General features: G+C 55.2%; 25 protein-coding genes. 3 read left to right on the top strand and 22 right to left on the bottom strand.

Going from position 1 to position 26,749, the window contains the following annotated elements:
- Positions 1–73: 73 nt before the first annotated feature.
- The 15 genes from FD428_RS07375 to napF all read right to left on the bottom strand — a co-directional run bounded on the left by FD428_RS07375 (position 74) and on the right by napF (position 12,310).
- Entirely contained in the window at positions 74–1,123 is a 1,050-nt protein-coding gene (locus FD428_RS07375; RefSeq protein WP_114848230.1) for a cytochrome c-type biogenesis protein CcmH, read from the bottom strand.
- The gene (dsbE, locus tag FD428_RS07370; protein WP_114848231.1) at positions 1,120–1,677 is read right to left on the bottom strand and encodes a thiol:disulfide interchange protein DsbE; all 558 of its coding nucleotides are present in this window, start codon (positions 1,675–1,677) and stop codon (positions 1,120–1,122) included. Before dsbE ends, FD428_RS07375 begins: the two co-directional genes overlap by 4 nt.
- A complete protein-coding gene (locus FD428_RS07365; RefSeq protein WP_114848232.1) occupies positions 1,674–3,617 on the bottom strand; it encodes a heme lyase CcmF/NrfE family subunit in 1,944 nt (647 codons plus the stop codon). The genes dsbE and FD428_RS07365 overlap by 4 nt, the downstream gene beginning before the upstream one ends.
- On the bottom strand, positions 3,614–4,093 hold the full coding sequence (ccmE, locus tag FD428_RS07360; RefSeq protein WP_012131559.1) for a cytochrome c maturation protein CcmE: 480 nt from the start codon (positions 4,091–4,093) through the stop codon (positions 3,614–3,616). The genes FD428_RS07365 and ccmE overlap by 4 nt, the downstream gene beginning before the upstream one ends.
- On the bottom strand, positions 4,090–4,302 hold the full coding sequence (ccmD, locus tag FD428_RS07355) for a heme exporter protein CcmD (protein WP_012131557.1): 213 nt from the start codon (positions 4,300–4,302) through the stop codon (positions 4,090–4,092). Before ccmD ends, ccmE begins: the two co-directional genes overlap by 4 nt.
- Complete coding sequence (locus tag FD428_RS07350) at positions 4,299–5,036, bottom strand: heme ABC transporter permease (RefSeq protein ID WP_012131556.1); 738 nt, start codon at positions 5,034–5,036, stop codon at positions 4,299–4,301. The genes ccmD and FD428_RS07350 overlap by 4 nt, the downstream gene beginning before the upstream one ends.
- A 144-nt stretch (positions 5,037–5,180) precedes the next feature.
- On the bottom strand, positions 5,181–5,840 hold the full coding sequence (gene ccmB / locus FD428_RS07345; protein WP_012131555.1) for a heme exporter protein CcmB: 660 nt from the start codon (positions 5,838–5,840) through the stop codon (positions 5,181–5,183).
- A complete protein-coding gene (gene ccmA, locus FD428_RS07340; RefSeq protein ID WP_114848233.1) occupies positions 5,837–6,463 on the bottom strand; it encodes a cytochrome c biogenesis heme-transporting ATPase CcmA in 627 nt (208 codons plus the stop codon). The genes ccmB and ccmA overlap by 4 nt, the downstream gene beginning before the upstream one ends.
- 6 nt (positions 6,464–6,469) lie before the next feature.
- Complete coding sequence (napC, locus tag FD428_RS07335) at positions 6,470–7,072, bottom strand: cytochrome c-type protein NapC (RefSeq protein WP_012131552.1); 603 nt, start codon at positions 7,070–7,072, stop codon at positions 6,470–6,472.
- A gap of 9 nt (positions 7,073–7,081) precedes the next feature.
- Complete coding sequence (gene napB, locus FD428_RS07330; RefSeq protein WP_047462429.1) at positions 7,082–7,531, bottom strand: nitrate reductase cytochrome c-type subunit; 450 nt, start codon at positions 7,529–7,531, stop codon at positions 7,082–7,084.
- Complete coding sequence (napH, locus tag FD428_RS07325) at positions 7,528–8,391, bottom strand: quinol dehydrogenase ferredoxin subunit NapH (RefSeq protein WP_114848234.1); 864 nt, start codon at positions 8,389–8,391, stop codon at positions 7,528–7,530. The genes napB and napH overlap by 4 nt, the downstream gene beginning before the upstream one ends.
- Entirely contained in the window at positions 8,378–9,073 is a 696-nt protein-coding gene (gene napG, locus FD428_RS07320; RefSeq protein WP_058667724.1) for a ferredoxin-type protein NapG, read from the bottom strand. Before napG ends, napH begins: the two co-directional genes overlap by 14 nt.
- 6 nt (positions 9,074–9,079) lie before the next feature.
- Positions 9,080–11,566, bottom strand: a complete 2,487-nt coding sequence (gene napA, locus FD428_RS07315; protein ID WP_114848235.1) for a nitrate reductase catalytic subunit NapA — start codon at positions 11,564–11,566, stop codon at positions 9,080–9,082.
- On the bottom strand, positions 11,563–11,829 hold the full coding sequence (gene napD, locus FD428_RS07310) for a chaperone NapD (RefSeq protein WP_012131547.1): 267 nt from the start codon (positions 11,827–11,829) through the stop codon (positions 11,563–11,565). Before napD ends, napA begins: the two co-directional genes overlap by 4 nt.
- Complete coding sequence (gene napF, locus FD428_RS07305; protein ID WP_024130164.1) at positions 11,816–12,310, bottom strand: ferredoxin-type protein NapF; 495 nt, start codon at positions 12,308–12,310, stop codon at positions 11,816–11,818. Before napF ends, napD begins: the two co-directional genes overlap by 14 nt.
- 410 nt (positions 12,311–12,720) lie before the next feature.
- On the opposite strand from napF, the gene eco reads away from it, so the two are divergent.
- Complete coding sequence (eco, locus tag FD428_RS07300; protein ID WP_110494895.1) at positions 12,721–13,218, top strand: serine protease inhibitor ecotin; 498 nt, start codon at positions 12,721–12,723, stop codon at positions 13,216–13,218.
- A gap of 101 nt (positions 13,219–13,319) precedes the next feature.
- On the opposite strand, the gene mqo is transcribed toward eco, so the two are convergent.
- From mqo to FD428_RS07260, 7 genes are all read right to left on the bottom strand, one after another.
- Entirely contained in the window at positions 13,320–14,981 is a 1,662-nt protein-coding gene (mqo, locus tag FD428_RS07295) for a malate dehydrogenase (quinone) (protein WP_012131544.1), read from the bottom strand.
- 243 nt (positions 14,982–15,224) lie between these two features.
- The gene (mgtE, locus tag FD428_RS07290) at positions 15,225–16,661 is read right to left on the bottom strand and encodes a magnesium transporter (RefSeq protein WP_049009135.1); all 1,437 of its coding nucleotides are present in this window, start codon (positions 16,659–16,661) and stop codon (positions 15,225–15,227) included.
- Positions 16,662–16,840: 179 nt separating this feature from the next.
- Complete coding sequence (locus tag FD428_RS07285) at positions 16,841–18,484, bottom strand: multidrug ABC transporter permease/ATP-binding protein (RefSeq protein ID WP_114848236.1); 1,644 nt, start codon at positions 18,482–18,484, stop codon at positions 16,841–16,843.
- Between the two features lie 75 nt (positions 18,485–18,559).
- The gene (gene alkB, locus FD428_RS07280) at positions 18,560–19,210 is read right to left on the bottom strand and encodes a DNA oxidative demethylase AlkB (RefSeq protein ID WP_114848237.1); all 651 of its coding nucleotides are present in this window, start codon (positions 19,208–19,210) and stop codon (positions 18,560–18,562) included.
- Entirely contained in the window at positions 19,210–20,274 is a 1,065-nt protein-coding gene (gene ada, locus FD428_RS07275) for a bifunctional DNA-binding transcriptional regulator/O6-methylguanine-DNA methyltransferase Ada (RefSeq protein WP_114848238.1), read from the bottom strand. Before ada ends, alkB begins: the two co-directional genes overlap by 1 nt.
- A gap of 79 nt (positions 20,275–20,353) precedes the next feature.
- Complete coding sequence (gene apbE / locus FD428_RS07270) at positions 20,354–21,409, bottom strand: FAD:protein FMN transferase ApbE (RefSeq protein ID WP_114848239.1); 1,056 nt, start codon at positions 21,407–21,409, stop codon at positions 20,354–20,356.
- A 115-nt stretch (positions 21,410–21,524) separates the two neighbouring features.
- Positions 21,525–22,652, bottom strand: coding sequence for a porin OmpC (locus FD428_RS07260; RefSeq protein WP_012131537.1), 1,128 nt, complete (start codon positions 22,650–22,652; stop codon positions 21,525–21,527).
- A gap of 740 nt (positions 22,653–23,392) precedes the next feature.
- Here FD428_RS07260 and rcsD point away from each other — a divergent pair.
- Positions 23,393–26,062 (top strand): phosphotransferase RcsD, encoded by a 2,670-nt coding sequence (gene rcsD / locus FD428_RS07255; RefSeq protein WP_114848240.1) that lies wholly within the window; start codon positions 23,393–23,395, stop codon positions 26,060–26,062.
- Between the two features lie 16 nt (positions 26,063–26,078).
- Positions 26,079–26,729 (top strand): response regulator transcription factor RcsB, encoded by a 651-nt coding sequence (gene rcsB / locus FD428_RS07250; RefSeq protein WP_001061917.1) that lies wholly within the window; start codon positions 26,079–26,081, stop codon positions 26,727–26,729.
- Positions 26,730–26,749: the final 20 nt, after the last annotated feature.

Here is a 26,749-nt window from a genome sequence, read left to right as displayed (position 1 = left end):
ATGCCCGATGGCGCTACGCTTATCGGGCCTACAAGCCGCGTGGCAAGTACCATCCGGCCTTGCCACACTTTATTTATTCCGCCTGCGGCGAAAGCTGCGCTAATGCCTGCTTAATACTGCGTTCAATCACTGCCCGGCGGGAATCATTGGCGGGCAGCAATTTCAGCATCATCTCCCAGGCTGCGACCGCCTCGCCGAAACGCTGCTGCTCGAAGGCATTAAACGCATACATACTCAACGTCCGAATATTGGCATGATCGCTTCTCACCAGCTGGCGCAACAGCTCCCCTCCCCGACGATTATCATCAGGATCGGAAGAACGGGTCAGCGCTTCCGCATACCCTAATGCAGCATCGCTATTTTTGGGGTCCAGTCTGTACGCATTGGCATACGCTTCCGTCGCCGTGCTGGCGTTCCCCAGCACCATGCCGATACGCCCAAGCATAATCCAGCCTTCCACATTGCCAGCATCGCTTTGCAGTCGGGTACGCAAACCAAGCGCCAGGCGTGTCATCTCTTCTTCATTCAGCGGCTGCGCGTCAGGGTTCAGCGCACGCTCCAGCAGCGCTGGCGTCTGCGCCGTAGCCTGTTGCCAGATTTTTACCTGCTGATAGTTACCGGTCTGGTAGTAACTTACCGCCCCGACAATCAGCGCGATCACAACCCCGGGAGCAAACAGCCATAATCCGGCCTGGCGTCCCTTCGGCGTCACCTCATCAGAAAAGGTTTCCTGTTTTACACGTACGCGCCGCCGCGAACGGGCGAAGATAATCCAGCCGCCAGCGCCAATAGCGGCGATCGGCAAGATCCACAACAGCACGGTAAGCGGCGTCAGCGGCGGATCGTAGGTGACGAAGTTACCATAGCGCGCCACCATGTAATCAACGATCTCCTGCTTGCTTTTACCTTCCTGCATCAGTTCATAAACCTTCTGACGCAGGTCGGTGGCAATCATCGAGTTAGAGTCCGCGATGCTGTTGTTCTGGCATTTCGGGCAGCGCAGCTGCTCGGTGAGCTGGCGGAACTGCTGCTCCTGCGCTTCATCTTTGAACTGCATAACATCAATGGCAGCCAGCGACGAGCCGGAGATCACCAGCATCAGCACGCCCAGTAAGAATCTCATTGCGCGGCCTCCTTGCTGTACTGCTCCCAGAGCGGTTTTATTTCACTTTCCCATACCCTGGCGTTCAGATCGCCTGCATGGCGATAACGAATGATCCCTTTACCGTCGATCAGGAAGGTTTCCGGCGCGCCGTAAACGCCCAGATCCAGCCCAAGCATACCGTCGCCATCAAACAGGCTTAACGCATAAGGATTCCCTAACTCTTTCAGCCAGGTAATCGCTTTCTGGCGATCGTCTTTGTAATTCAGGCCAACCACGCGAATTCCCTGCACAGACAGCTGATTCAGATACTGATGTTCAGCGCGGCAGGTCGGGCACCAGGTCGCCCACACGTTGAGCAGCACCGGTTTCCCCTGCGTTAGCACGTCTGCCTGATAATGCTGACCAGGATTTTCCAGCGATTCGAGACGGAAGGTCGGCACCGGTTTGCCAATCAGCGCCGATTCCAGATTCGTCGGATCGTCCCCTTCCGCATTACGCGCCAGCTGCCACAGCAACGCCGCCGCAATAACCAGAAAAATGACGAAAGGTATTAACAGTACGTTGCGCTTCATACAGCCTCCGGCGCGGTTTTTTGCGGGCATGAACGCTGGCGATAGCGCGGATCAAACAGGCAGAACAACCCGCCAAGCGCCATCAACAGCCCTCCCGCCCAGATCCAGCGGATAAACGGTTTGTAATACAGGCGCACCGCCCATGCGCCATTGTCCAGCTCTTCGCCAAGAGCGGCATACAGATCGCGGGTGATCCCGCCATCGATCGCCGCTTCCGTCATCATTGAGCTGGTGCTGTTATAAAAACGTTTTTCCGCATGCAGCGTCGCTTCTGCTTTACCTTCCCGCGTCACGCCAATAATCGCCACCCCGCCGCGATAGTTTGGGCCGGTAATCTCCTTCACTTCACGGAAGGTGAATTGATAGTCGTGGATGCTGACGCTGTCGCCCGCTTTCATGCGGACATCACGTTCCACGCTGTAGTTTTGGCTAAACGCGATGCCGACAATCGTCACCGCCAGCCCAACGTGCCCGGCGACCATTCCCCAGTAGCTGAGCGTCATTTTCGTACCGCGCGAAATGCGCTGCGCGACTTCCGCTACCGCCAGCACAAATACCCAGCACGCCATCGCCAGCCCGACCACCGTCATGGCGACAATCTTGTCTTCAAACAGCCACGGCAGCAGCATCGACAGCACTAACGTGCTCACCAGCGCGATAACCAACAACCGCTGCAACTTGCGCGGTCTGTCACGTCCCCAGCGAACCAGCGGCCCGATGCCCAGCAGCAGCGCGAACGGCGCCATCAGCCAGGTGAACATGGTATTAAAGAACGGTTCGCCGATTGAAATACTGCCCAGACCGAGCTGTTTATGCACCAGCGGCAGCAATGTTCCCAGCAACACCACCAGCATGGCGGCGATAAGCAGGACGTTATTGGCTAACAGCAGTGACTCACGCGACCAGAGCGCGTTATTCACCCGCGAGCGAACCTTGTGTCCGCGCGTCGCGAACAGCAGCAGCGAACCGCCGATCACCAGTACCATAAAGGCGAGAATAAACATCCCGCGCGATGGATCGGAGGCAAAAGCATGCACCGACACCAGCACGCCAGAACGCACCAGGAAAGTACCGAGCAGGCAGAGTGAGAAGGCGCATATTGAAAGCAGGAGCGTCCAGGCTTTGAAGCTGGCGCGCTGTTCAGTCACCGCCAGGGAGTGCATCAACGCGGTGCCCACCAGCCACGGCATAAATGAGGCGTTTTCCACCGGGTCCCAGAACCACCAGCCGCCCCAGCCCAGCTCGTAATAGGCCCAGGCAGAGCCAAGCACGATACCCAGCGTTAAGAATACCCATGCGGCCAGCGTCCAGGGACGGGAAAAGCGGGCAAAGGTGCTGTCCAGACGCCCACTCATCAGCGCGGCGATCGCGAACGCAAACGCCACCGAGAAACCGACATAGCCCATATAGAGCAGCGGCGGGTGGAAGATCAGCCCCGGGTCCTGCAACAGCGGATTCAGGTCGCGCCCTTCAATCGGAAAGTTGGGCAACGTACGGGAAAACGGGTTGGAGGTGAACAGAATAAACAGCAGAAAACCGACGCTGACCATTCCCATCACCGCCAGTACGCGGGCGACGATATCCAGCGGCATCCGCTGACTGAACACGGCCACGGCAAACGTCCAGCCGCTCATCAGCAATACCCATAGCAGAAGCGACCCTTCGTGCGCTCCCCAGGTCGCGGCGACGCGATACCAGACCGGCAGTTGCGTGTTGGAGTTGCTGGCGACATAGGTAACAGTAAAATCATTCACCACGAAGGCATTGATCAGCACCAGAAACGCGCCCATCACCAGGATAAACAGCAGCCAGGAGAATGGCCTCGCCGAGGCCATCATGCGCACATCGCCGCGCCCCACGCCCCACAGCGGATAAACGGACAGCAACAGCGCCACGCCGAGTGCGAGACACAGCAGCGCGTTGCCAATTTCAGGCATCATGATGCTTTATCCTTATAAACGCTTTCCGGGCGACGATGGTTTTCCTGCATCGCTTTTTCAACTTCCGGCGGGGTATAGTTTTCATCATGTTTGGCGAGCACCTCTTTCGCCTGCACATGGTTTTTCTCGCCCAGCTCCCCCTGCACCACCACGCCCTGCCCTTCGCGGAACAGGTCCGGCAGAATGCCTTCGTACGTCACATCCACCACGCCTTCGGCGTCGTAGATGCTGAAATTCACTTTCAGCGAATCCGGGTCGCGCTTCACGCTTCCGGGCATGACCATGCCGCCGACGCGCAGGCGTTGCCCCACTTCAGGCAGTTGGTGCGTTTCGCGTTTACCGTAGAGAATTTCGCCTGGCGTATAGAACAGGTCGATATTGGAACGCAGCGCATAAAGTACCAGCGTGATAGTCAGAGCCAAACCGGCCAGCACCGCGCAGGCTATCCACAAACGATTTTTTCGACGGATATTCATGCCGCCTCCCGCTGCGCCTGCGCCGCACGCATCCGCGCTTCACGCGCTCGCTGCTGCGCCACACCGCGCAAAATCACGCGGTGCTGCATGGCGGTATGCACCACCAGCGCCGCCAGCGGGATCACCGTCATCACAACCGCCAGCCAGACATAAAAGGCGTAACCGCCCATAGCAAAGAAATCACTCCAGGATGCAAATGCGCTGGTCATTGGCGGCCTCTTTTTAAAATCAGTTCACTCACCCACGGGCGACGTTTTTCCATTAACAAAATCAGGTTACGCATCCGCATCAGCGCCAGCGTGATAAACAGCAGCAGATAACCGATAATCGCCAGGCGCAGCGGCGCTCGCATCGCCGGGTCAATGCTCTGCTGCATACGAGTTGATCCCTGATGTAGCGTATTCCACCACTCCACCGAGTAGTGGATGATCGGCAGATTAACGACGCCAATCAGCACCAGAATGCCCGCCGCGCGCCCCGCCAGGCGGCGATCGTCAAAGGCGTGCCACAACGCTATCGCCCCGACGTACAGGAACAGCAGCACCAGTTCAGAGGTCAATCGCGCGTCCCATACCCACCAGGTTCCCCACATCGGTTTGCCCCAGGCGGAACCGGTAACCAGCGCGATAAAGGTAAACACCGCGCCAACAGGCGCCATCGCCGCCACCGCCAGGTTAGCCATTTTCATTTGCCAGACCAGACCGATGAATGCGGCGACCGCCATCGAGGCGTAAATCCCCATCGACCAGATCGCCGCCGGGACATGCAGGTAGATGATGCGGTAGCTTTGCCCCTGCTGATAATCCGCAGGCGCGAAGCCAAACCCCCAGACCCAGCCCGCCGCCAGCACCACCACGCTGGCTATCGCCAGCCACGGGATGAACCAGCCACAGATCTGATAAAGCCGTGGGGGAATCGCCAGTTGATGAAGTGTTTTCCACATAGTTCAGTCACCAGATTCAATCAAAACGAATGAAACTTCAGTTATGCCGGATGATGGCAAAGACGCCTTATCAGACCTACAGACTTTCCTGATAAGCGTAACGTCATCCGGCATCCTACAGTTTGTCGCCAGTCAAAGACCGCGCTACTGCATGCTGATACGTAACGCTGCCGCCGTAGCAAAAGGGCTTAACGTTGCGCTGCCCGCCAGCAACGCGCCCAAAATCGCCATGTATCCCTCAACGGGCAAATGCATGGAGGCCGCATCCATCGCCGCAGTGGCGAAAATCAGTAACGGAATGGTCAGCGGCAGCACCAGCACGCTCAGCAATACGCCGCCGCGCTTCAGGCCCACCGTCAACCCCACGCCCGGCGCGCCAAGAAAACTCAGGGTCGGCGTGCCAAGCAGCAGAGTCAGCGCCATGATTTGCCAGCCGTACATATCCATTCCCAGCAATAACGCCACCAGCGGAGAGAGGATCAGCAACGGCAGGCCGGTCACCACCCAGTGCGCCATCACTTTCGCCAGCACCACCGCCGGTAACGGCAGCGGCAGGAGCATCAGTTGCTCCAGGCTGCCGTCCTGTAAGTCATCGCGAAACAGACGTTCCAGCGCCAGCAGCGAAGAGAGCAACGCCGCCACCCAGATAATGCCGGGAACAATGCGCGCCAGCAGCTGCGGCTCCGGGCCAATGCTCAGCGGGAAAAGCGTGATAACAATCAGAAAGAACCACAGCGGGTTAGCGATTTCCGCGCTATGACGAAACGCCACGCGCAGCTCAAGACGAAAGATTTGCCACATCATCGCGCTACCCTCTCGCCGGTCAGCGCGATACGCCGTATTTTGTCAGTCGCGACATTCAGCGGCTGGTGCGTGGTGAGGATGACGATCCCGCCCTGCTGTGTATGTTCAGCCATGCGCTGCGTCAGACGCTCAACGCCATTGACATCAATGGCGGTAAACGGCTCGTCGAGGATCCAGAGCGTCGCGCGGGTCAGCCACAGACGCGCCAGTGCCACGCGCCGTTGCTGTCCAGCGGAAAGCTGGTTGACGGGGATGTCTTCGTATCCGGCCAGCCCCGCCTGCGCCAGCGCGGCCAGACACTGCGCCGTATCGCCGTCATGGTGGAAAAAGCGCAGGTTCTCCAACGCCGAAAGCCGGGTTTTAATCCCCGGCTGATGTCCAATCCACAACAGATTTTGATGGTAGCTGTCGCGCACGCGGTGCAACGCCTGCTCTTGCCAGCACACTTCCCCTGCGTCGGGGCGCGCCAGCCCGGTGAGCAACCGCAAAAGGGTGGTTTTCCCCGCGCCGTTGCCCCCGGTAATTTGTACCCATTCCCCTGCGTTCACGCGAAATGACAGCCCACTGAACAGTATTCTGTCATCCCGCTCGCAGAGCAGTTCTCTGGCTTCAAGCATACCCACTCATTATTAAAAGCCCGGTTTCACTTCGCGCATATCCGGGAGTTTATGCGCAATCCCTTTGTGGCAGTCGATACAGGTTTGCCCCTCTTTCACTGCCTGGTCGTGCATTTTGGCGGCAACGCCTTTCTGAGCGGTGAGATCCATAAATTCGAAGTTGTGGCAGTTACGGCACTCCCGCGAATTGGTGTCTTTCATCCGTCGCCACTCGCTCTGCGCCATTGTCAGGCGGTGATCTTCAAACTTCTGCGGAGTATCGATAATGCCGAACACCTTCCCGTACAGCTCTTTACTGGCCTTGATCTTACGGATCATTTTCGGGCCCCACTCGTGCGGAACGTGACAGTCAGGACAGGTGGCGCGAACACCGCTGCGGTTGTTGTAGTGCACGGTTTCCATGTATTCCTGATAGACGGTGTTGCGCATTTCGTGGCAGCTGATACAGAACTCTTCGGTGTTGGCCTTTTCCATCCCGGTGTTGAAACCGCCCCAGAAAATAATGCCGCCGACAAAACCGATTAACAGCAACGTGCCAATCGCCAGGCGGCTGGGGCGACGCCACCATTGCCAGACCCGCTTAATCACGCCAGGTTTACGGTTAGAATTTTCCATAATGACCTCTTATTTCCCGTAACCTTTCGACGGAGTAAAGGTATTACCCACGATCGGCGCGGCATCCGCCTGCGGCACATGGCACTGCAAACAGAAGTAACGACGCGGCGCGACTTCGCCTAAAACTTTGCCGTCGCTGTCCATAAAGTGCGTTGGGCTAATACGCGGCGCGCCGGTCGTACGGTAGCTTTCCACACCATGACATTGCAGGCAGCGGTTGGTATTGGTCGTTACCTGATAACCTTCAACGCTATGCGGGATCATCGGCGGCTGATTAACATAGTTCAGCGGCATACGTTCCTGCTCTTTCGGCATGCGAATCGCCCCTTCCTGCGTCCCCGAAACTTCCGGCGACTGGCTCAGATCCACTCCGTTTGCTGCCCAAACCGCACCACTCACCGCCAGGGCAAGCAGGGCCGTCCATTGACACAGCGCTTTCTTCAGGTCATGGCTTTTCATGATTTCGCTCCCGAACTCCATCGTGTTGTTATTGTAAATACGTCCTCAGAACAGACATCCACGCAGCGACCGCACGTCATGCAATCGCGGCTGGTGACCTGCACCGGACTTTGCTCATCCAGCACCGGCGCACGCAGGACGTGCGGTTCCGGGCAAACATGAAAACAATCCATACAGCGGTTACATTTCTCGCGATCTTTCGCCGCCACCGTTAGCGCGCCTTTACTTCCCAGCACGCCATACAACGCGCCCAAAGGGCAGATATGTCCGCACCAGCCGTGTTCAACGACCAGTAAATCAAATAAAAACAGAGCGATAATCAGCAGTGCACCGCTACCGAATCCAATCACCAGGCTACGCCCCAGCAGGGAAACCGGGTTTATCCATTCCCACAGTAGCGTTCCGGTTAGCGCCGATCCCACCAGCACGACAACCAGAAGGACGTACCGTATATGACGCGGAATCGTTGCGGACTGATTCAGGTCAAACCTTCTGCGTAGCCAGTTCGCAAAATCGGTAATTGGGTTCAGCGGACAGACCCAACTGCAAAATAATCGCTTTCCTGCCAGGGCATACAGCACCGTAATAATGGCGGCGCCGGTCAGCGCAACGGCGGCAGGTAAATGCCCGCTGGCAAGGCTTTGCAACGTTATCAGCGGGTCGGTTAAAGGAATGGTATCCAGCAACAAGCTACTGCTGTAGTTACCGTGCAGAATCCAGACGCCCGCCCACGGGCCACTGAGAAACATTCCCAGCACCAGAAACTGACTTATCCGCCGCAAAACCAGCCAGCGATGGCTGCGCCACCAGCCTTTTTTCGCTCGCGCTTCGCGCCCGGCATCGCGTTTACGATTTGCCATCTTTCCCCTCCAGCCAGCCGAAGCGGTAGTGGTGCCCCAACTCCCCTTTCGCCAGCGACAGCGGCAACACTTTTATCGCCGGTTGTTCCAGCACACAGACTTTTTCGCATTTACCGCAGCCGGTGCAGGCGTCGCTGTGAACGGTGGGAAGAAAGCGCGCATGTTTGCCGGTACGCATATTGCGATCCAGCTCCAGCGTGATCGCCTCATCGATTTTTGGGCACTCGCGATAACAAACGTCGCAGCGCAGTCCCTGAAAGTTAAGGCAGTTCTCCTGGTCCAGCAGTACCGCCAGCCCCATGCGCGCATCGTCAATAGATTCGATCTCTCGATCCAACGCCCCACTGGGGCAAACTTTGGCGCATGGAATGTCTTCACACATTTCGCAGGGAATATCGCGGGCGACAAAGTAAGGCGTACCGGCAGACAAACCCGAAGCCAGCGTCGCCAGCTTCAGGGTGTCATACGGACATGCCTGAACGCACTGCCCGCAGCGCACGCAGGCGCTGGCGAACGCGTCTTCACCCAATGCCCCCGGCGGGCGCAACCGCACGCCCGTTGCGCGAGCGGTTTGCTGCTGTAACCCCAGCGCTACGCCAACGGCAGCCAGCCCGCCTGCCGTGCGAACCATATCGCGCAAAAAGCGGCGGCGGCCATTTTGGGGTTTCGCTGACCGGGACATGGTGTGTTACACCTTCGCCAGTTTGACGGCGCACTTCTTGAAATCCGTCTCTTTAGAGAGCGGGTCCGTCGCATCCAGCGTCAGGTTGTTCACCAGCTGTGCGGCGTCGAAGAACGGCATGTACACCAGTCCCTGCGGCGGACGGTTACGCCCGCGCGTTTCAACAACCGAAATCACTTCCCCACGGCGGGAGATGACTTTGACCTTATCGCCACGGCGCAGGTCACGCATTTTCGCGTCCAGCGGATGAATAAAGAGCACCGCTTCCGGGAAGGCGCGATGCAGCTCAGGCACGCGGCGCGTCATGCTGCCGGTGTGCCAGTGCTCCAGTACGCGACCGGTAGAAAGCCACAGGTCATACTCTTTATCCGGCGCTTCCGCGGCGGGTTCAAACGGCAGGGCGAAAATCACCGCTTTGCCGTCCGGCTTACCGTAAAACTTGTAGCCTTCTCCCGCTTTGACATACGGGTCATGGCCTTCGCTGTAACGCCACTGGGTCTCTTTACCGTCAACCACCGGCCAGCGCAGACCGCGCGCTTTGTGATAATCATCGAACGGCGCGAGATCGTGGCCGTGTCCGCGACCAAACCAGGCGTACTCTTCAAACAGCCCTTTTTGCAGGTAGAAACCCAGCTCACGGGATTCATCGTTCAGCTGGTCTTCCGCCAGATCGGTCAGAGGGAATTTGCTGACCGCAGGCGTGGCAAACAGAACGTCGTAGAGGGTTTTACCGCGCAGTTCTGGTTTTTGCGCCAGCAGTTCTTCCGGCCAGACCTCTTCCGTTTTGAAACGACGAGCGAACTGCACCAGCTGCCACAGGTCTGATTTCGCTTCACCCGGCGCTTTAATTTGTTGACGCCAGAACTGGGTACGACGCTCAGCGTTACCGTAGGCCCCTTCTTTCTCCACCCACATCGCCGTTGGCAGAATCAGGTCAGCGGCCAGCGCGCTGACGGTCGGGTACGGATCGGAGACGATGACGAAGTTACGCGGATCGCGCCAGCCCGGCATACGCTCTTCATTGATGTTCGGCCCGGCCTGCATGTTGTTGTTGCACATCACCCAGTAGACGTTCAGCTTGCCGTCTTTCAGCGCACGATCCTGCGCTACGGCGTGCAGACCGATTTTCGCCGGGATGGTGCCCGTTGGGATCTGCCAGTGTTTTTCGCAGATATCACGGTGTTTTTCATTAGTGACCACCATGTCCGCAGGCAGGCGGTGGGAGAATGTCCCAACTTCACGCGCCGTACCGCAGGCGGAAGGCTGACCGGTCAGGGAGAACGGACCACAGCCTGGCTGGGAGATCTTGCCGGTCAACAGGTGCAGGTTATACACCAGGTTGTTGGCCCATACGCCACGCGTATGCTGGTTAAAGCCCATCGTCCAGTAGGAGATCACTTTTTTCTTCGGATCGGCATACAGCTGCGCCAGCTGCTCCAGCTGATCTTTCGGCACGCCGGTCATTTCTGCGGTTTTCTCCAGCGTGTACTCCGCGACAAACGCTTTGTACTCGTCGAAGCTCATCGGCTCAGAAGCGTCGGAGCCCGGATTCTTCGCCGCTTTTTCCAGCGGATGCGTTGGACGCAGGCCATAACCGATGTCGGTCGTCCCTTTACGCAGGTTGACGTATTTGCTGAAGAAATCCTGATTTATCGCATTGTTTTGAATGATGTAATTGGCGATATAGTTGAGGATTACCAGATCGCTTTGCGGCGTAAAGACGATGCCGTTATCCGCCAGCTCAAAGCTACGATGCTGGAAGGTTGAGAGAACCGCGACATTAACGTTCGGATCGGACAGACGGCGGTTGGTGATGCGCGACCACAGGATCGGGTGCATCTCCGCCATGTTAGAGCCCCATAGCACAAAGGCGTCGGCTTGTTCGATATCGTCGTAGCACCCCATCGGCTCATCCATACCGAAGGTACGCATGAAGCCCACCACCGCCGACGCCATGCAGTGGCGCGCGTTCGGGTCGATATTGTTGGAACGGAAACCGGCTTTGAACAGCTTCGCGGCGGCATAACCTTCCCAGACCGTCCACTGCCCGGAACCAAACATACCAATCGCTTCCGGCCCTTTTTCTTTCAGGGAGGCCTTAAATTTCTCTTCCATCACATCGAAGGCCTGATCCCAACTGATTGGGGTAAATTCGCCTTCTTTGTTGTACTGGCCGTCTTTCATGCGCAGCATCGGCTGCGTTAAACGATCTTTGCCATACATGATCTTGGGCAGGAAGTAGCCCTTAATGCAGTTAAGGCCACGGTTGACCGGCGCATCAGGATCGCCCTGACAGGCCACAATACGGCCCTGCTGAGTACCGACCAGCACGCCGCAACCCGTTCCGCAAAAACGGCACGGGGCTTTGTCCCATTTGATGGCTTCCTGCTGACCAACCACTGCGCGGGCGACGCCCGGCACGCTTAGCCCGGCAGCCGCCGCAGCGGCCGCAACGGCGTTAGCTTTCATAAAGCTACGACGACTGAGTTTCATGGTGTTTCCTCACCTTGCTCATCCTGCTGGTGATAAACCAGCGACACCGCCAGCACGCCCGCAACGTTGCGTACCGACTCAATTGTTTGCATCAGCGTTCCGCTGTGTTCTGCTTCCACCACCACGATCAACTGACCGCTGTCGACATCGCTCAGCGCGACTTCACAGCCCGGAAACTGGTGCAATTGCGTGCTGATGTCGGTGATGTGCTGACTTTTGGCCTGGACGACCAGGCTACAGACCTGCCAGTTACTGTGCTGCATGGTTGTACTCCGCATTGATCGCTGATGTCGGGCAAATGGCGACACACGCCCCGCATCCGCTGCATGCCTGATTGTCGAGTTGCGGCTGATAAATGCCTGACAGCGTGGGGCGAAACGTTATCGCCAGTGGTTCGCAGCTATCCTGGCAGCGATGACACTCAACGGACTGATACGCCAGACAATTCTGCCCAATCGTAAAGTTCAGATCCCAGGCCCTGGTGTGGCGCGGAAGGAAGAGTGATTCAGGACAGGCTTGCGCGCAGGCATAACAAAAGCTGCATTCACCCTGCTTAAAATTAACGCCCGGATAGCCGCCCTGCCCCCGCTGTAAAATGTCGGTTTCACATGCCTGAATGCAGGCGTCGCAACGGATGCAGTGCGTCAGGAAGTGTGATTCGTCCCCAGACCAGGGCGGACGGAGCCCGCTGTTGGCTTTGCGCCAACTGCCTGTCAGTATTCCTCGACGGGATAGATCAACCATGACATCGCCCTTCCATCACGACGCTCACACCGGAAGGTGAACGACTAAATAAACCGCACTACCACTAAGTCATTATTATGATCGGTAAGATATTTCAGGATGTGTTAGAGGTGCATACCCCGATTGGGGTAAATGCTGTCGCCGGATCAAAAGAGTGTGGGGTTAGCGTATCTGAATGTGCTTTTGTTCACATTTCAAAGGGTTATATCAATAAGTATATAACGAAAGGCTTAATTGGAGAATAATCCTATTTAACGCGTAAGAAATGGAATATATCGCTATCAAACAAGTAAACACTTAATTAACCATCTTAAAATATAAGTAAATTTAGATTAATAGCCAATATGAATGTGTTAACCTGCCGGGAATCGTTCAGAAGACAGAAGAAAGGAAACGCTGTGAACTCGAAAATGAAGACAATTGTACCTGCTGTACTGTTAGCAGCTTTCGCCAGTACCTCCGCATGGGCGGCGACCAGCGATGCCAATACGCAACCTCTGGAAAAAATCGCGCCGTATCCGAAAGCGGAAAAAGGGATGAAGCGCCAGGTTATCCAGCTTACTCCCCAGGAAGATGAGTCTACCCTGAAAGTGGAACTGCTGATCGGCCAGACGCTGGAAGTGGATTGCAACCATCACCGTCCTGGCGGCGAACTGGCGAGCAAAACGCTGGAAGGCTGGGGTTACGACTACTACGTTTTTGATAAAGTAACCTCCCCGGTTTCTACCATGATGGCCTGCCCGGATGGCAAGAAAGAGCAGAAGTTTGTGACGGCCTATCTGGGCGATGCCGGAATGGTGCGTTATAACAGCAAGCTGCCGATCGTGGTGTACACCCCGGCTAACGTAGAGGTGAAATACCGTATCTGGAAAGCGGAAGATAAAGTACAGGACGCAGTGGCGCGTTAAGGAACGTTTTGCCGGATGGCGGCGTACCGCCTATCTGGCCTACATATTGCTCGTTGTAGGCCGGATAAGTGCAGCGCCATCCGGCATGCCGCAATACGTTTTTACAGCGCGATATCCGCGACAGCTTTATGCGCCGGCTGCGGTTGAACCTGCGGCTTAAGCTGCGGTTTTGGCGCTTCGTCCACCACCTGCGGCTTGTCATATTTCAGCCCCAGAACGTCGCTGGTGTATTGCAGCTCTTGTTCCGTGGCCTCAATATTGCCGTTCAGCTTAGTCCCGTAAGACGGAACAATCGTTTTCAGCTTCGCCTGCCATTCCGGGCTGGCCACTTTCTCTTTAAACACTTTTTCCATCAGATGCAGCATGATCGGCGCAGCAGTGGATGCCCCCGGAGACGCGCCCAGCAGCGCGGCAATCGTACCGTCTTTGTCGCTGACCACTTCAGTGCCCAGACGCAGTACGCCGCCCTTGTCTTCATCACGCTTGATGATCTGCACGCGCTGGCCCGCCTGCCACAAACGCCAGTCTTCTTTCTTCGCCTGCGGATAGTACTCTTTCAGCGCTTCAAAGCGTTCATCATCGCTCAGCATCACCTGGCTAATCAGGTATTTCACCAGATCGAAGTTATCCATCCCTACGTTAACCATCGGCATAAAGTTAGAGGTCGTGGTCGAACTCAGCAGATCCCACAGCGAACCGTTTTTCAGGAACTTCGTGGAGAACGTCGCGAACGGCCCAAACAGCACGACGCGTTTGCCATCCAGGATACGGGTATCGATGTGCGGTACGGACATCGGCGGCGCGCCGACCGACGCCTGGCCGTATACCTTCGCCAGGTGGTTGTTAACCACATCCGGGTTCTCTGAAACCAGGAACTGGCCGCCAACCGGGAATCCCGCGTAATCTTTCGCTTCAGGAATGCCCGTCTCCTGCAACAACTTCAGCGCCGCGCCGCCCGCACCGATAAAGACAAATTTCGCCTTAATCGCATGTTCTGCTTCACCGTTTTTCAGATCGGCGACGGTCACGGTCCAGGAGTTATCCGCGTTACGTTTAAATCCACGGACTTCGGTATTCAGTTGCAGCGCAAAGTTCGGTTTTTTCTGCAACGATGCCACCAGCTGACGCGTAATTTCCCCGTAGTTCACGTCAGTACCGATTTCAGTGCGGGTCGCGGCAACCTTCTGTTTCGGGTCGCGACCTTCCATGACCAGCGGCGCCCACTCTTTAATTTGCGCATGATCTTCGGAGTAACGCATACCGCGGAACAGCGTGCTCTGCTGCAACGCGGTATAGCGGGCGCGCAGGAAATTGACGTTATCATCGCCCCAGACAAAGCTCATGTGCGGAACGGTATTAATAAACGAGTGTGGTTCGTGCAGAACGCCGCTCTGTACCTGATGCGCCCAGAACTGGCGGGAAACCTGGAAGGCTTCGTTAATGTCGACTGCCTTTTCGATGCTGACGGAACCATCGGCTTTTTTCGGCGTGTAGTTCAGTTCCATCAGCGCGGAGTGGCCTGTTCCGGCGTTGTTCCAGCCGTTGGAACTCTCCTGTGCAACCCCATCCAGTCGCTCAACCATGGTCATTGACCACTCCGGTTCCAGCTCCTGCAAATAGGTTCCCAACGTGGCGCTCATGATGCCGCCGCCAATCAACAGTACATCCGTTTCCTGCTCTTCGGTCGCTTTCGCTTTTGCCGCCATCGAGACAGCATTCAGCCCCACAGCCATGGTGAAGAGCATGGCAGTCACTTTTTTCATAATGTTAATGCCTTACTTTTAGTATCGTTTTTTTGCTTTTTGCAGGTGAAAATCGAGCGGCATCAACGTTAACACTTCAGGTAAAAGATTTAAATATTGTTTATAAATTATATTAAGATTTTAAAAACGTTAGTAATACGTTGAATACTTATAAGGTTATTGACAATTAACGAGACAACAGCATTCCCGCATCGCTAATCGCCATGCTTTTGCTGCTACGGATGATCAGGCGTAATCAGGCGGTTAAAGCAGAAATACCGTCGCCAGCCCCAGAAAAATAAAGAAACCGCCGGTATCAGTAATGGCGGTAATCATCACGCTTGAGCCGACCGCCGGGTCGCGCCCGAGCTTTACCATCGTCATCGGGATGATCACGCCCATCAGCGCCGCCACCAGTAAATTCAGCACCATCGCCAGCGTCATAACGCCGCCAAGGGCGATATCGTCGTAGAGCCACCAGGTCACGCCGCCCATGATGCCGCCCCAGACAAGGCCGTTGACCAGCGCCACGCCCATTTCACGCAAAATGAGAAAGGTCAGGTTGCCGGGCTGAATATTTTGCAGCGCCAGCGCGCGAACAATCATGGTAATGGTTTGATTCCCGGTATTGCCGCCAATCCCGGCGACAATCGGCATGAGAGAAGCCAGCGCCACCAGTTGCGAGATCGTGTGTTCAAAGCCGTCGATCACCCGGGAGGCGATAAACGCCGTGCACAGGTTTATCGCCAGCCATGCCCAACGGGTTTTTACCGCTTTGGCGACGGGCGCAAAGACATCTTCTTCGGCGCTCAGACCCCCCATGCGACGCAGATCGGTGTCAGTTTCTTCGTAGACCACATCAACGATCTCATCGATGGTCAGGCGTCCCATCAGTTTGCCGGAAGGATCGATCACGGCGGCGCTGACCAGGTTGTCACGTTCAAAGGTGCGCGCCGCATTCTCAGAGATATCTTCCGGGGCAAAGGTCAGCGGATCGTCATCCATCACGTCGCTGACTTTACGCTGCGCGTCACTGAGCAGAATACGCGTCAGAGACAGCTCGCCGACCAGTATTTTATTCCGGTTCGTTACAAAGAGTTTGTCGGTGTTTTCCGGCATTTTTCCCAGACGGCGTAAATAGCGCTGCACCACCTCCAGCGTCACGTCCGGCCGCACGGTGATGACCTCAAACTCCATGATCGCCCCGACGCGATTCTTCTCGTAGTGCATAACCTGACGGACGCGGGCGCGCTCCTCCGGCGGCAGCGTCGCCAGCAGTCGCCCGGTGAGGTTACGCGGCAGGTGCTGAACGAGATAAATCTGTTCGTCAATGTCGAGGTATTGCAGCGCGTCCAACAGCGCGCGGTCGGTCATTTCATCAATCAGGTCATCCCAGACGTTTTCGGACGCTTCCAGCAGCACTTTGCCTCGTTTTTCATTCTCGACCAGCCGCCATAAGGCATGACGTTCTTCGGAAGGCAGCGCTTCAAGGGTATCCGCCAGGTCCGGCGGCGGCAGGTGAGCCACCAGCGCCCCTACCTCAGCAATATCGTCGGCCAGCGTACCGACATCATATTGCTCAGCCAGGGTGAGCTTGCCTGACAGGGCGGAAATAATCGCTTTATCGGTGGTGAGCAGCCAGATAAGACGCGCACGCTCTTCATCGCGCAGTCTGGCGCTGTTTTTGGTCATTGCGGACATTAATCATAAATCCATGAAATGAGATGCCATTAAGCATGGCGCGAGGTTATGTAAATAACAATAAACGGCGCCGCGAGTGGATAAAAAATCAGCATCATGCAGGGAATGGCAGGCCCGATAAGCGTCGCGCCATCGGGCAACCAGGCCGGATGCGGCTACGCCTTATCCGGCCTACAGGATCAGGCAGTACGCGCAACCGCATCGCGGGAGGCGGCGTCGCGTTCATCGCCGACCAGTTCACTCAACTGTCCGTTACGCATCTCCAGCAGGCGATCGGCGTGAATAAAGTAATGATCGTCATGACTGATCGCAAAGATGGTTTTGCCCATCTCCTGCATCAGCGGCAGCAGCACCTGATAAAATTCACGGCGGAAATGCGGGTCCTGATCGGCGGCCCATTCATCCAGCAGAATGATGTCACGCTCCTCCGCCAGCGCCAGCAGCAACGCCACGCGCTTTTTCTGCCCTTTCGACAGCTTCAGGTTCAGAATCCGGCCATCGCGCAGCTCCAGCTTGTGCGCCATTTTCAGTTGCTCAAGCCACTTTTCCACCAGTTCCGCTCTGGCCGGTTTGCCTTCCGGCCCCAGCAGTTGATCAAACAGCCAGACATCGGTAAACACGGCAGAAAAGAGTTTCCGGTAGTCCTCAGGACGCTCTGCGGAAAGCGTTTTGCCATCCAGTAAAATTTCGCCTGACTGAGGCTGGTACAGCCCCGTCAGCAGCATCGCCAGCGTCGATTTCCCGCTGCCATTGCCGCCAATCAGAAACAGCAGTTCCCCGCGCTGGATGGTCAGGTTGATCGGCCCTACTGAAAACGCATTATCCTGATAATGGAAAACGACATTGCGTAACTCCAGCGTTTTCCAGTCAGGAAAGGCGTCAGGACGAGGAAATTCCGCTTTAAACGGCGCCAGCGAAAATTTATTCAGCTTGTTGAAAGCCACCTGCGCGGTGAGCAGCGTCGGCAACGCGCCAACCGCAGAGAGCAGCGGCGTGCGCAGGAACAGCAGCGTCAGCGAATAGATCGCCGCCACGTTGGTATCCGCCCAGCCCAGGCTGTTCGCCATCCAGAACACCAGACCAATCGCGCCCAGCATCATAATGTTTGACCAGTTAACGGCGCTCAGGTGGAACGTATCGGCGCGAATAATATGGTGGCGATACTCTTTCGCATCCGGGATATACGAATGGTTAAAGATATGTTCCGCGCGCTCACGGTTCAGGGTCAGCTCTTTGCGCCCTTCCAGCACCGTCTGAAAATCCTGATACAGCTTATCTTCCGTTTCGCGCAGCGTCGCCATGTGCTTATACACGCGCGCCACCAGCACAAACCCGCCCCAGATGGTGATTGCCATCCAGATTGCCGTCACCAGCAGCATTTTGGTGGATAACATCGCCAGATACGCGGCGGAACCCACCGTCAGGATGATCCCCTGTACCAGCTCCGGCAGGCGCACGAACGCGATCGTGATGTTGCGGATATCACTGGTTAACCCTGCCAGCAGCGAGGCGCTGCCCAGTTGTTCGATGCGCTCAACCTGCGTGTCCAGAATACGTTTGATAAATTCGCTGCGCAGGCGATAGACAAAATGGTGCCCTAACGCGGTTAAGGCCAGCTGGGAGCCCAGCGTCACCGCCATCAGTAAAAGCAGCAGCGCGAGAAATTCCGGCAGCACCATCAGCGTGGTATCCACCGTTTCGATGAGGCGCTGATTGATAAAGGCAATCAGACCAATCCCCAGCGCAGCGCTGGCGAGGCTGAGCGCCATCACGCTGATAAATGGCCAGCGATACTGCCGCCAGACAAGAAGAAGTAGTTCCATTCATACAACCCGGGCAAAGAATAACAGCCCGCAGTTTAAACATCTCAACGCCGACAGCAATAATAATTCTTATTTTTATTCTTTTTTACCCGCCTGGCGAAACGTCAGGTTGTAACGACAGTCCGCCGTCAGCGGATGAAAGCCCGCTTTAAGCGGTTGTATACCGTGGTAAAACAGTCGCGATTCACCGCCCCAGACCACCACATCGCCGTGCTCCAGCAAAAGGCGTTTTAACGGATCGTTACGACGCAGGCCGCCAAACTGAAAAATGGCCGGAAGGCCCAAAGAAACCGACACAATCGGCGCGCGCAGATCCGGTTCGTCTTTATCCTGATGCAACGACAACTTTGAGCCGGGCGCATAGCGATTGATAAGACAGGCATCCGGCTGAAAATCAGCATAGCCCGCCGCGATCGCCGCGCGATGGCACAGGCTGGTAAAGACCTCAGGCAGCAGCGGCCAACGCCGCCCGGTTAACGGATCGACGGGAGAATAGAGATATCCATGTTGATCCGTCGTCCAGCCGAGCTGACCGCAATTTGTCATCGCCACCGACATGGTATAGCCGCCGGGCGTCACCATCTGGCGAAATGGCGACTGCGCGGCGACCACCGCGATGGCCTCAATCAGCGATGGCGCCTCGCGAAAAGCGAAACGGCGCAAGATAACCGCGCCGGACGCCAGCGGCTCTTGCCAGGGTTCAGCATCCGCAAATAAGTCCAGCATCATTTATCCTCATGTCGCGCCTCACGTTGCAGAAGCTGCGCCTTGCGCGCTACGCCCCAACGATAACCCGATAGCGCGCCGTCGCCGCGCACCACCCGATGGCACGGGATCACAATCGCCAGTTTATTTGCCCCGCAGGCGCTGGCAACGGCACGAACCGCCTTCGGCTTGCCGATTGCGCTGGCGATCTGCTGATAGCTGACGGTTTCCCCACAGGGAATCGTGCGTAACGCCTGCCAGACCTGCTGCTGGAACGCGGTGCCCTGAATATCTAACGGCAGTGACAGCGGTATATCGCGTGCATTAATACTGGCGATAACCTGGCGCACGCGCTGCTGGAAAGGGCGATCAGCGGGTTCATCCTGCGCGGCGGGAAACAGTTCATGCAAGCTGGCGATAAGCCCGGCATCATCATCGCCCAGCAAAATCGCGCAGATTCCCCGCTCGCTCTCCGCAACCAGACAGCGTCCCAGCGCACAATCCGCGAGGGCATAGCGAACGGGGAGATTATCGCCGCCCTTACGAAACTGCTTCGCCGTCATGCCGAGCGTCTCATCCGCTTTGCGATAGTAACTGCCGCTGTCGGGAAAACCGGCGTTCAGGATCGCCTGCGTCACCGTCTCTCCTTTCGCCAGCGCATCGCGCAGACGGCGGGCGCGCCAGGATTGCTGCCAGGCTTTTGGCGTCATTCCCGTCGTGGCTTTGAACAACCGATGCAGATGAAATGGGCTCATTGCCACCTGCTGCGCCAGGGCGTCCAGCGTGATGGGGGCATCCTGTTCCAGTAAACGGCAGGCGTGCGTGATTTTATCCAGCTGATGCTGTCGGGCGTTGTCTTTGTCTGGCTGGCAGCGTTTGCAGGGGCGGAATCCTGCGGCCAGCGCCTGCTCCGCACTGGCAAAGAAACGAACGTTTTGCCGCAACGCGTGTTTTGCCCGACAGGACGGTCGGCAAAAGATGCCGGTGGTCTGTACCGCAAAAACAAACTGACCATCGGCGTCAGGATCGCGATCCAGCACCGACTGCCAGCGCGCATCGTCATTTATGCGTGAGAGATTTTTCATCATGGACTCCTTCATTAAGCATAGTGCTTAGTCTCAGTGTGTCCGTAAGTCAGCGCACGAAAACCCGAAATCTTGCTTTTTAATTTTTATCACTCACGAGGAAGCTTTTGAACTGCGGCGACATCCAGGTTTTAAAACCCTCGCCCTCTTTCATGATCATGTACACCGCCAGCCCTTCCCGGCGCACCACCTCTTTGGCCTTTTCCGTGCCGAGCACCATCAACCCGGTATCCCAGCCGTCCGCTTCCAGCGCCGTCGGGGCGATAACCGTCACGGAGACCAGATTGTGTTCTATGGGACGCCCGGTCTGCGGATCAATAACGTGAGACAGGCGCTTCCCGTCCAGTTCGTAATAGTTACGGTAGCTGCCGGAGGTACTGATGCCATGCCCGTTAATATCGACAATTGCCTGTACCGCGTTTTCTTGATCGGTCGGTTTTTGGATCGCCACACGCCAGGGTTGCCCCTGCGCATTCATGCCGCGACTGTTCAGGGCGCCGCCGACGGAGACCAGATAGCGGGCAATGCCTTCCTGTTCCATCAAGCGCGCCAGATGATCGGCCGCATACCCTTCCCCCACGGTTGAGAGATCGACGAACAGATCCGGCAGATCTTTTTGCAGATATTGCTGTCGCGCCTGATTGATGACCCGCAGATGTTGCAGCCCGGTCTTTGCTTTTGCGCTGTCAATCTGCGGCTGTGTGGGAACATGTAGCGGCTGTTGCTCCGGGCCGAACCCCCACAGATTCACCAGCGGCCCCACGGTAATATCCATCGCGCCATCGGTTTTCGCGCCAATGCGCAGCGCCGAGGTAATGATATCGGCCATTGCTTCGCTAACTGGCCAGGGAGAAAGACTTTGCGAATGGTTGAAGCGCATCAGCGCCGAGTCATTTTTGTACGTGGACAACAGCTGATCGTCGGCATCAAGCTGCGTCTGAATTCTGTTACGTAATTCCTCAGCACGGCTGGCGTCCACATCCACCACGCTGACCCGCCAGAAAGTGCCCATCGTTTTCCCTTCCAGTACGGTTGCAGCGGGTGACGCTGTATCAGCCGGTTTTGGGGCATCATCGCACCCCACAAAAAAGATCGTCGCGGCCAGCAGCGCTGCCCGACAAAAGGTCATTTCCATACGTGATTATCCTCATGCGAACGCGCGCAAGAGTACACCAAAAATCGCTATTTGTACGCCGTAAAAAACGCATTAAAAAAGGGCCCGCAGGCCCTTTAGTTGACATTGTCCGCAATCAGAACTGGTAAACCAGGCCCAGAGCAACGATGTCGTCAGTGCTGATACCCGCGTTACGGGTAAAGGTGTTGTCATCCAGCAGGTTGATTTTGTAATCAACGTAGGTAGACATGTTTTTGTTGAAGTAGTAGGTCGCGCCAACATCAACATATTTCAGGATATCCTGATCGCCGTAGTTGGTGGTGCCGTTGGAGATATCCTTACCTTTAGATTGCAGGTAAGCCACGGACGGACGCAGACCGAAGTCGAACTGGTACTGTGCAACCACTTCGAAGTTTTGTGCTTTATCAGCAAAGCCATAAGAGTCGCTACGGCTGTTCTGGGAAGAACCAAAGCGGGTTGCGTTGTAAGTCTGAGAGTACTGCGCTGCCAGGTAAACGTTGTTAGCGTCGTATTTCAGACCACCGGTATAAACGGTCGCACGATCGCCGCTGCCGTATACGCCAGCCGAATTCTGGTCAGCAGTACGTTTGGAAGAGGTGATTGCACCACCAACGCTGAAGCCTTCGCCGATATCATAGGTCAGAGATCCGCCGAAGCCGTCGCCGTTCTGTTTCAGCAGGCTACGACCATCCGCAACGTCGTTTTCACCGCTGGCGCTGCCGTTTTTACCCTGATACTGCAACGCAAAATTCAGACCTTCAACCAGACCGAAGAAGTCAGTATTACGGTAGGTTGCCAGGCCGTTAGCACGCTGCTGCATGAAGTTATCCGCGCCGTAGGTGTCGCCGCCGAATTCCGGCAGAACGTCGGTCCAGGCCGTTACATCGTAGATTACGCCGTAGTTACGACCGTAGTCGAAGGAACCTGCATCGCCAAATTTCACACCAGCAAACGCCACACGGGTCCAGGAGTTGTTAGTGGTTTCAGCGTCGTTACCCTGAATCTGATATTCCCACTGACCGTAGCCGGTGATCTGATCGTTAACCTGGGTTTCGCCTTTGAAGCCGAGACGCATATAGGTCTGATCGCCGTCGTTGCCATCGTCATCAGAGAAATAGTGCAGACCGTCGACTTTACCGAACAGGTCCAATTTGTTGCCGTCTTTGTTATAAACTTCAGCCGCATTTGCTGCGCCTGCTACCAGCAGAGCCGGTACCAGGAGGGACAGTACTTTAACTTTCATGTTATTAACCCTCTGTTATATGCCTTTATTTGCTTTTTTATTGCCACTGCATACTGATTAACCCTCTTAACCAGTCGGCAATTTCATTCTCCGCAAAAATGCAGAATAATCCAACACGGATATGATACTAAAATCTTTAAAATGTTTCATTTATCGCCATAGGTGTTTCAAATTATTAATGGCATGGAACTTTTTTAAAAGCAAAAAATGGGACAAATAAGCACGAATCATCAAAACATATTTATTTTTCATTATAATTCAATGCATTATATTCATGAAAATCATAGCACTGAATGATAAAACAAAATCTTCACTCGCAACTAAAATAGTCAGCGCTATCATCATTAACTTTATTTATTACCGTCATTCATTTCTGAATGTCTGTTTACCCCTATTTCAACCGGATGCCTCGCATTCGGTTTTTTTTTACCCTTCTTTACACAAATTTTATCTTCTTGTGCTACCGGATTTAAATAATCACAACGGTTTACTACCCCCCTCGTGATAATCACCAGTCATGCCAACAAATAATTTCTTGTTATTTAGTGCTAAATTTTATTTCATTGTGTTTATATTTATACATCTGCGCCAACGCTGTACACGTTTTGCTTAGGGAAACGCCTTCGCGGCGCGGGCGGAAAAATGCAGCGTGTCTGATGAGCGAGAGTATGGAAATTCACACAGTACCCTTTATACTGCCCTTTCCTCTTTAGCGTTGTTTTAACAGGTCATAAACACGAATGAGTCAGTCTGATACAACGGTTTCTACCCGATTCTCCCTTCTGCCGGGAAGCATTACCCGTTTCTTCTTATTACTGATCATTGTGTTACTTGTAACGATGGGCGTGATGGTGCAAAGCGCGGTCAACGCCTGGCTGAAAGACAAGAGCTATCAGATTGTCGATATCACCCATGCTATTCATAAGCGCGTAGACACCTGGCGCTACGTGACCTGGCAAATCTATGACAACATTGCCGCGACGGCTAACCCATCCACGAGCGAGGGTTTGCAGGAAACGCGTCTGAAACAAGACGTCTACTACCTTGAAAAACCGCGCCGTAAGACCGAAGCGCTTATTTTTGGCTCGCATGACAGCTCAACGCTGGAAATGACCCAGCGGATTTCCACCTATCTCGATACGCTGTGGGGCGCGGAGAACGTGCCCTGGTCGATGTATTATCTGAACGGGCAGGACAACAGCCTGATTCTCATCTCCACCCTGCCGCTCAAGGATCTCTCCTCCGGCTTTAAAGAGTCTGCGATTGGCAATATTGTCGATTCCCGTCGGGCGGAGATGCTGCAACAGGCGAATGCGCTGGATGAACGCGAAAGCTTCTCTTCGTTACGTCGTCTGGCGTGGCAAAACGGCCATTACTTTACGCTGCGCACCACTTTTAATCAGCCGGGGCATCTGGCAACGGTTGTGGCGTTCGATTTGCCGATCAACGACCTGATCCCGCCGGGAATGCCGCTGGACAGCTTCCGCCTGGAACCCGACTCCTCAACCACGACGGTACGTAATACGGAGAAAGAGTCTCCAGACAGCGTCAGCATCAGCTTCAACAGCGCCAAAATTGAGATTTCTTCCGCGCTGAACTCAACCGATATGCGGCTGGTCTGGCAGGTTCCTTTCGGCACGCTATTGCTTGATACGCTGCAAAATATCCTGCTGCCGTTACTGTTGAATATCGGCCTGCTTGCGCTGGCGCTGTTTGGCTACACCACCTTCCGCCACCAGCCTGGCCGTTCAACGGAAGTGGCGACAAGCAATACCGCAAATAATGAACTGCGTATTCTGCGCGCGATTAATGAAGAGATCGTCTCCCTGCTGCCGCTGGGGCTGCTGGTGCATGACCAGGAGGCCAATCGCACCGTCATCAGCAATAAAATCGCCGACCATTTGCTGCCGCATTTAAATCTGCAAAACATCACCAGCATGGCGGAGCAGCATCAGGGCATCATTCAGGCGACGATCAATAACGAGCTGTATGAAATTCGCCTGTTCCGCAGCCAGGTCGCCCCTCGCACGCAGATCTTTATTATTCGCGATCAGGACCGGGAAGTGCTGGTGAACAAGAAGCTCAGGCAGGCGCAGCGTCTGTATGAGAAAAACCAGCAGAGCCGCGCCGCGTTTATGCAAAATATTGGCAATGCCTTGAAAGAACCCGTGCGGATACTGGCGATCAACGCCGCTGCCGCAGACACGCCGGAAAGCCAGAAGCTGGCGAACCAGGCGGATGTTCTGGTGCGTATGATAGATGAAATTCAGTTGGCGAATATTCTGGAGAATGATACCTGGAAAAGTGAGCCGACGCTGTTCTCCATTCAGGATCTGATTGACGAAGTGGTGCCGGACGTTCTGCCTGCGATTAAGCGCAAGGGTCTGCAACTGCTGATCAAAAACCACCTTAGCGCCAACGATGAACGCCGTGGCGACCGTGACGCCCTGCGCCGCATTCTGCTGTTGCTGATCCAGTACGCGGTCACGACCACGCAGATTGGGAAAATCACGCTGGAAGTCGATCAGGATGAGTCGGCTGAAGAACGCCTGACCTTCCGCATTCTGGATACCGGTGAAGGCGTGACGCTCAATGAGATCGACAATCTCCATTTCCCGTATATCAATGAAACGCAAAGCGATCGCTACGGGAAAGCGAATCCGTTAACCTTCTGGTTGTGCGATCAGCTGGCGCGTAAGCTCGGCGGGCATCTGAATATTAAAGCACGCGATGCGCTGGGGACGCGCTATACCGTACATGTTAAAATGACCCCGCATGACCAACATGTAAATGATGAAGAGCGCTTGCTGGATGACGTTTGCGTAATGGTTGACGTCACCTCTAATGACGTGCGCAATATTGTGTTGCGTCAGCTGGAAAACTGGGGAGCCACCTGCATCACGCCGGATGATCGGCAAATAAGTCAAGAATATGATCTCTTTTTAACTGATAATCCGTCTAATCTTACTGCCTCCGGCTTGCTTTTAAGCGATGATGAGTCAGGCGTGCGGAAAATGGGTCCTGGCCAACTGCGCGTCAACTTTAATATGAGCAACGCTATGCAGGAAGCTGTACTACAACTGATAGAAGAGCAACTGGCGCAGGAAGAGATTCCAGAGTCGCCCCTCGGCGGAGATGAAAACGCCGAACTTCATGCCAGCGGTTATTACGCGCTCTTTGTAGACACAGTACCGGATGATGTTAAGAGGTTGTATACTGAGGCAGCGACCAGTGATTTCGCTGCGCTGGCGCAGACAGCCCACCGCCTGAAAGGCGTGTTTGCTATGCTTAATCTGGTACCCGGCAAGCAGTTATGTGAAACGCTGGAACATCTTATTCGTGAGAAAGATGCTCCAGGTATAGAAAAATACATCAGCGACATTGACAGCTACGTCAAGAGCTTGCTGTAGCAAGGTAGCCCAATACATGAACAATATGAACGTAATTATTGCCGATGACCATCCGATTGTACTGTTCGGTATTCGCAAATCACTTGAACAAATCGAGTGGGTGAATGTTGTCGGCGAGTTTGAAGATTCCACAGCACTGATCAACAACCTGCCTAAATTAGATGCGCATGTGTTGATTACCGACCTCTCCATGCCGGGAGATAAATACGGTGACGGGATTACCCTCATCAAATACATTAAACGTCATTTCCCGAGCCTGTCGATCATCGTTCTGACGATGAACAACAACCCGGCAATTCTGAGCGCGGTGCTGGATCTCGACATTGAGGGGATTGTGCTGAAACAAGGCGCGCCGACTGACTTGCCTAAAGCGCTGGCCGCGCTGCAAAAGGGCAAGAAGTTTACCCCGGAAAGCGTCTCCCGCCTGCTGGAGAAAATCAGCGCGGGCGGTTATGGCGACAAACGTCTGTCCCCGAAAGAGAGTGAAGTCCTGCGTCTGTTCGCAGAAGGTTTCCTGGTGACGGAAATCGCCAAGAAACTGAACCGCAGCATTAAGACCATCAGTAGCCAGAAAAAATCGGCGATGATGAAGCTGGGCGTCGAAAACGATATCGCGCTGCTGAATTACCTCTCTTCCGTCACGCTGAGCCCGGCGGACAAAGACTGATCAAACGTCAGGTGCCTGAT

This window comes from Citrobacter sp. TBCP-5362, assembly GCF_005406305.1.
GTDB lineage: Bacteria > Pseudomonadota > Gammaproteobacteria > Enterobacterales > Enterobacteriaceae > Citrobacter_B > Citrobacter_B koseri.
This window is presented reverse-complemented; position numbering and strand designations above follow the sequence as displayed.

What these genes read in the sequence shown, in the direction of transcription:
- FD428_RS07375 (WP_114848230.1), bottom strand. Translation starts at nt 1,123, where the DNA reads ATGAGATTCTTACTGGGCGTGCTGATGCTGGTGATCTCCGGCTCGTCG.
- ada (WP_114848238.1), bottom strand. Translation starts at nt 20,274, where the DNA reads ATGAAAAATCTCTCACGCATAAATGACGATGCGCGCTGGCAGTCGGTG.
- FD428_RS07285 (WP_114848236.1), bottom strand. Translation starts at nt 18,484, where the DNA reads ATGGAACTACTTCTTCTTGTCTGGCGGCAGTATCGCTGGCCATTTATC.
- napB (WP_047462429.1), bottom strand. Translation starts at nt 7,531, where the DNA reads ATGAAAAGCCATGACCTGAAGAAAGCGCTGTGTCAATGGACGGCCCTG.
- napA (WP_114848235.1), bottom strand. Translation starts at nt 11,566, where the DNA reads ATGAAACTCAGTCGTCGTAGCTTTATGAAAGCTAACGCCGTTGCGGCC.
- eco (WP_110494895.1), top strand. Translation starts at nt 12,721, where the DNA reads ATGAAGACAATTGTACCTGCTGTACTGTTAGCAGCTTTCGCCAGTACC.
- dsbE (WP_114848231.1), bottom strand. Translation starts at nt 1,677, where the DNA reads ATGAAGCGCAACGTACTGTTAATACCTTTCGTCATTTTTCTGGTTATT.
- ccmB (WP_012131555.1), bottom strand. Translation starts at nt 5,840, where the DNA reads ATGATGTGGCAAATCTTTCGTCTTGAGCTGCGCGTGGCGTTTCGTCAT.
- ccmD (WP_012131557.1), bottom strand. Translation starts at nt 4,302, where the DNA reads ATGACCAGCGCATTTGCATCCTGGAGTGATTTCTTTGCTATGGGCGGT.
- napG (WP_058667724.1), bottom strand. Translation starts at nt 9,073, where the DNA reads ATGTCCCGGTCAGCGAAACCCCAAAATGGCCGCCGCCGCTTTTTGCGC.
- mqo (WP_012131544.1), bottom strand. Translation starts at nt 14,981, where the DNA reads ATGAAAAAAGTGACTGCCATGCTCTTCACCATGGCTGTGGGGCTGAAT.
- FD428_RS07260 (WP_012131537.1), bottom strand. Translation starts at nt 22,652, where the DNA reads ATGAAAGTTAAAGTACTGTCCCTCCTGGTACCGGCTCTGCTGGTAGCA.
- ccmE (WP_012131559.1), bottom strand. Translation starts at nt 4,093, where the DNA reads ATGAATATCCGTCGAAAAAATCGTTTGTGGATAGCCTGCGCGGTGCTG.
- mgtE (WP_049009135.1), bottom strand. Translation starts at nt 16,661, where the DNA reads ATGTCCGCAATGACCAAAAACAGCGCCAGACTGCGCGATGAAGAGCGT.
- napF (WP_024130164.1), bottom strand. Translation starts at nt 12,310, where the DNA reads ATGGTTGATCTATCCCGTCGAGGAATACTGACAGGCAGTTGGCGCAAA.
- rcsD (WP_114848240.1), top strand. Translation starts at nt 23,393, where the DNA reads ATGAGTCAGTCTGATACAACGGTTTCTACCCGATTCTCCCTTCTGCCG.
- napD (WP_012131547.1), bottom strand. Translation starts at nt 11,829, where the DNA reads ATGCAGCACAGTAACTGGCAGGTCTGTAGCCTGGTCGTCCAGGCCAAA.
- apbE (WP_114848239.1), bottom strand. Translation starts at nt 21,409, where the DNA reads ATGGAAATGACCTTTTGTCGGGCAGCGCTGCTGGCCGCGACGATCTTT.
- FD428_RS07365 (WP_114848232.1), bottom strand. Translation starts at nt 3,617, where the DNA reads ATGATGCCTGAAATTGGCAACGCGCTGCTGTGTCTCGCACTCGGCGTG.
- rcsB (WP_001061917.1), top strand. Translation starts at nt 26,079, where the DNA reads ATGAACAATATGAACGTAATTATTGCCGATGACCATCCGATTGTACTG.
- alkB (WP_114848237.1), bottom strand. Translation starts at nt 19,210, where the DNA reads ATGCTGGACTTATTTGCGGATGCTGAACCCTGGCAAGAGCCGCTGGCG.
- napC (WP_012131552.1), bottom strand. Translation starts at nt 7,072, where the DNA reads ATGGAAAATTCTAACCGTAAACCTGGCGTGATTAAGCGGGTCTGGCAA.
- FD428_RS07350 (WP_012131556.1), bottom strand. Translation starts at nt 5,036, where the DNA reads ATGTGGAAAACACTTCATCAACTGGCGATTCCCCCACGGCTTTATCAG.
- napH (WP_114848234.1), bottom strand. Translation starts at nt 8,391, where the DNA reads ATGGCAAATCGTAAACGCGATGCCGGGCGCGAAGCGCGAGCGAAAAAA.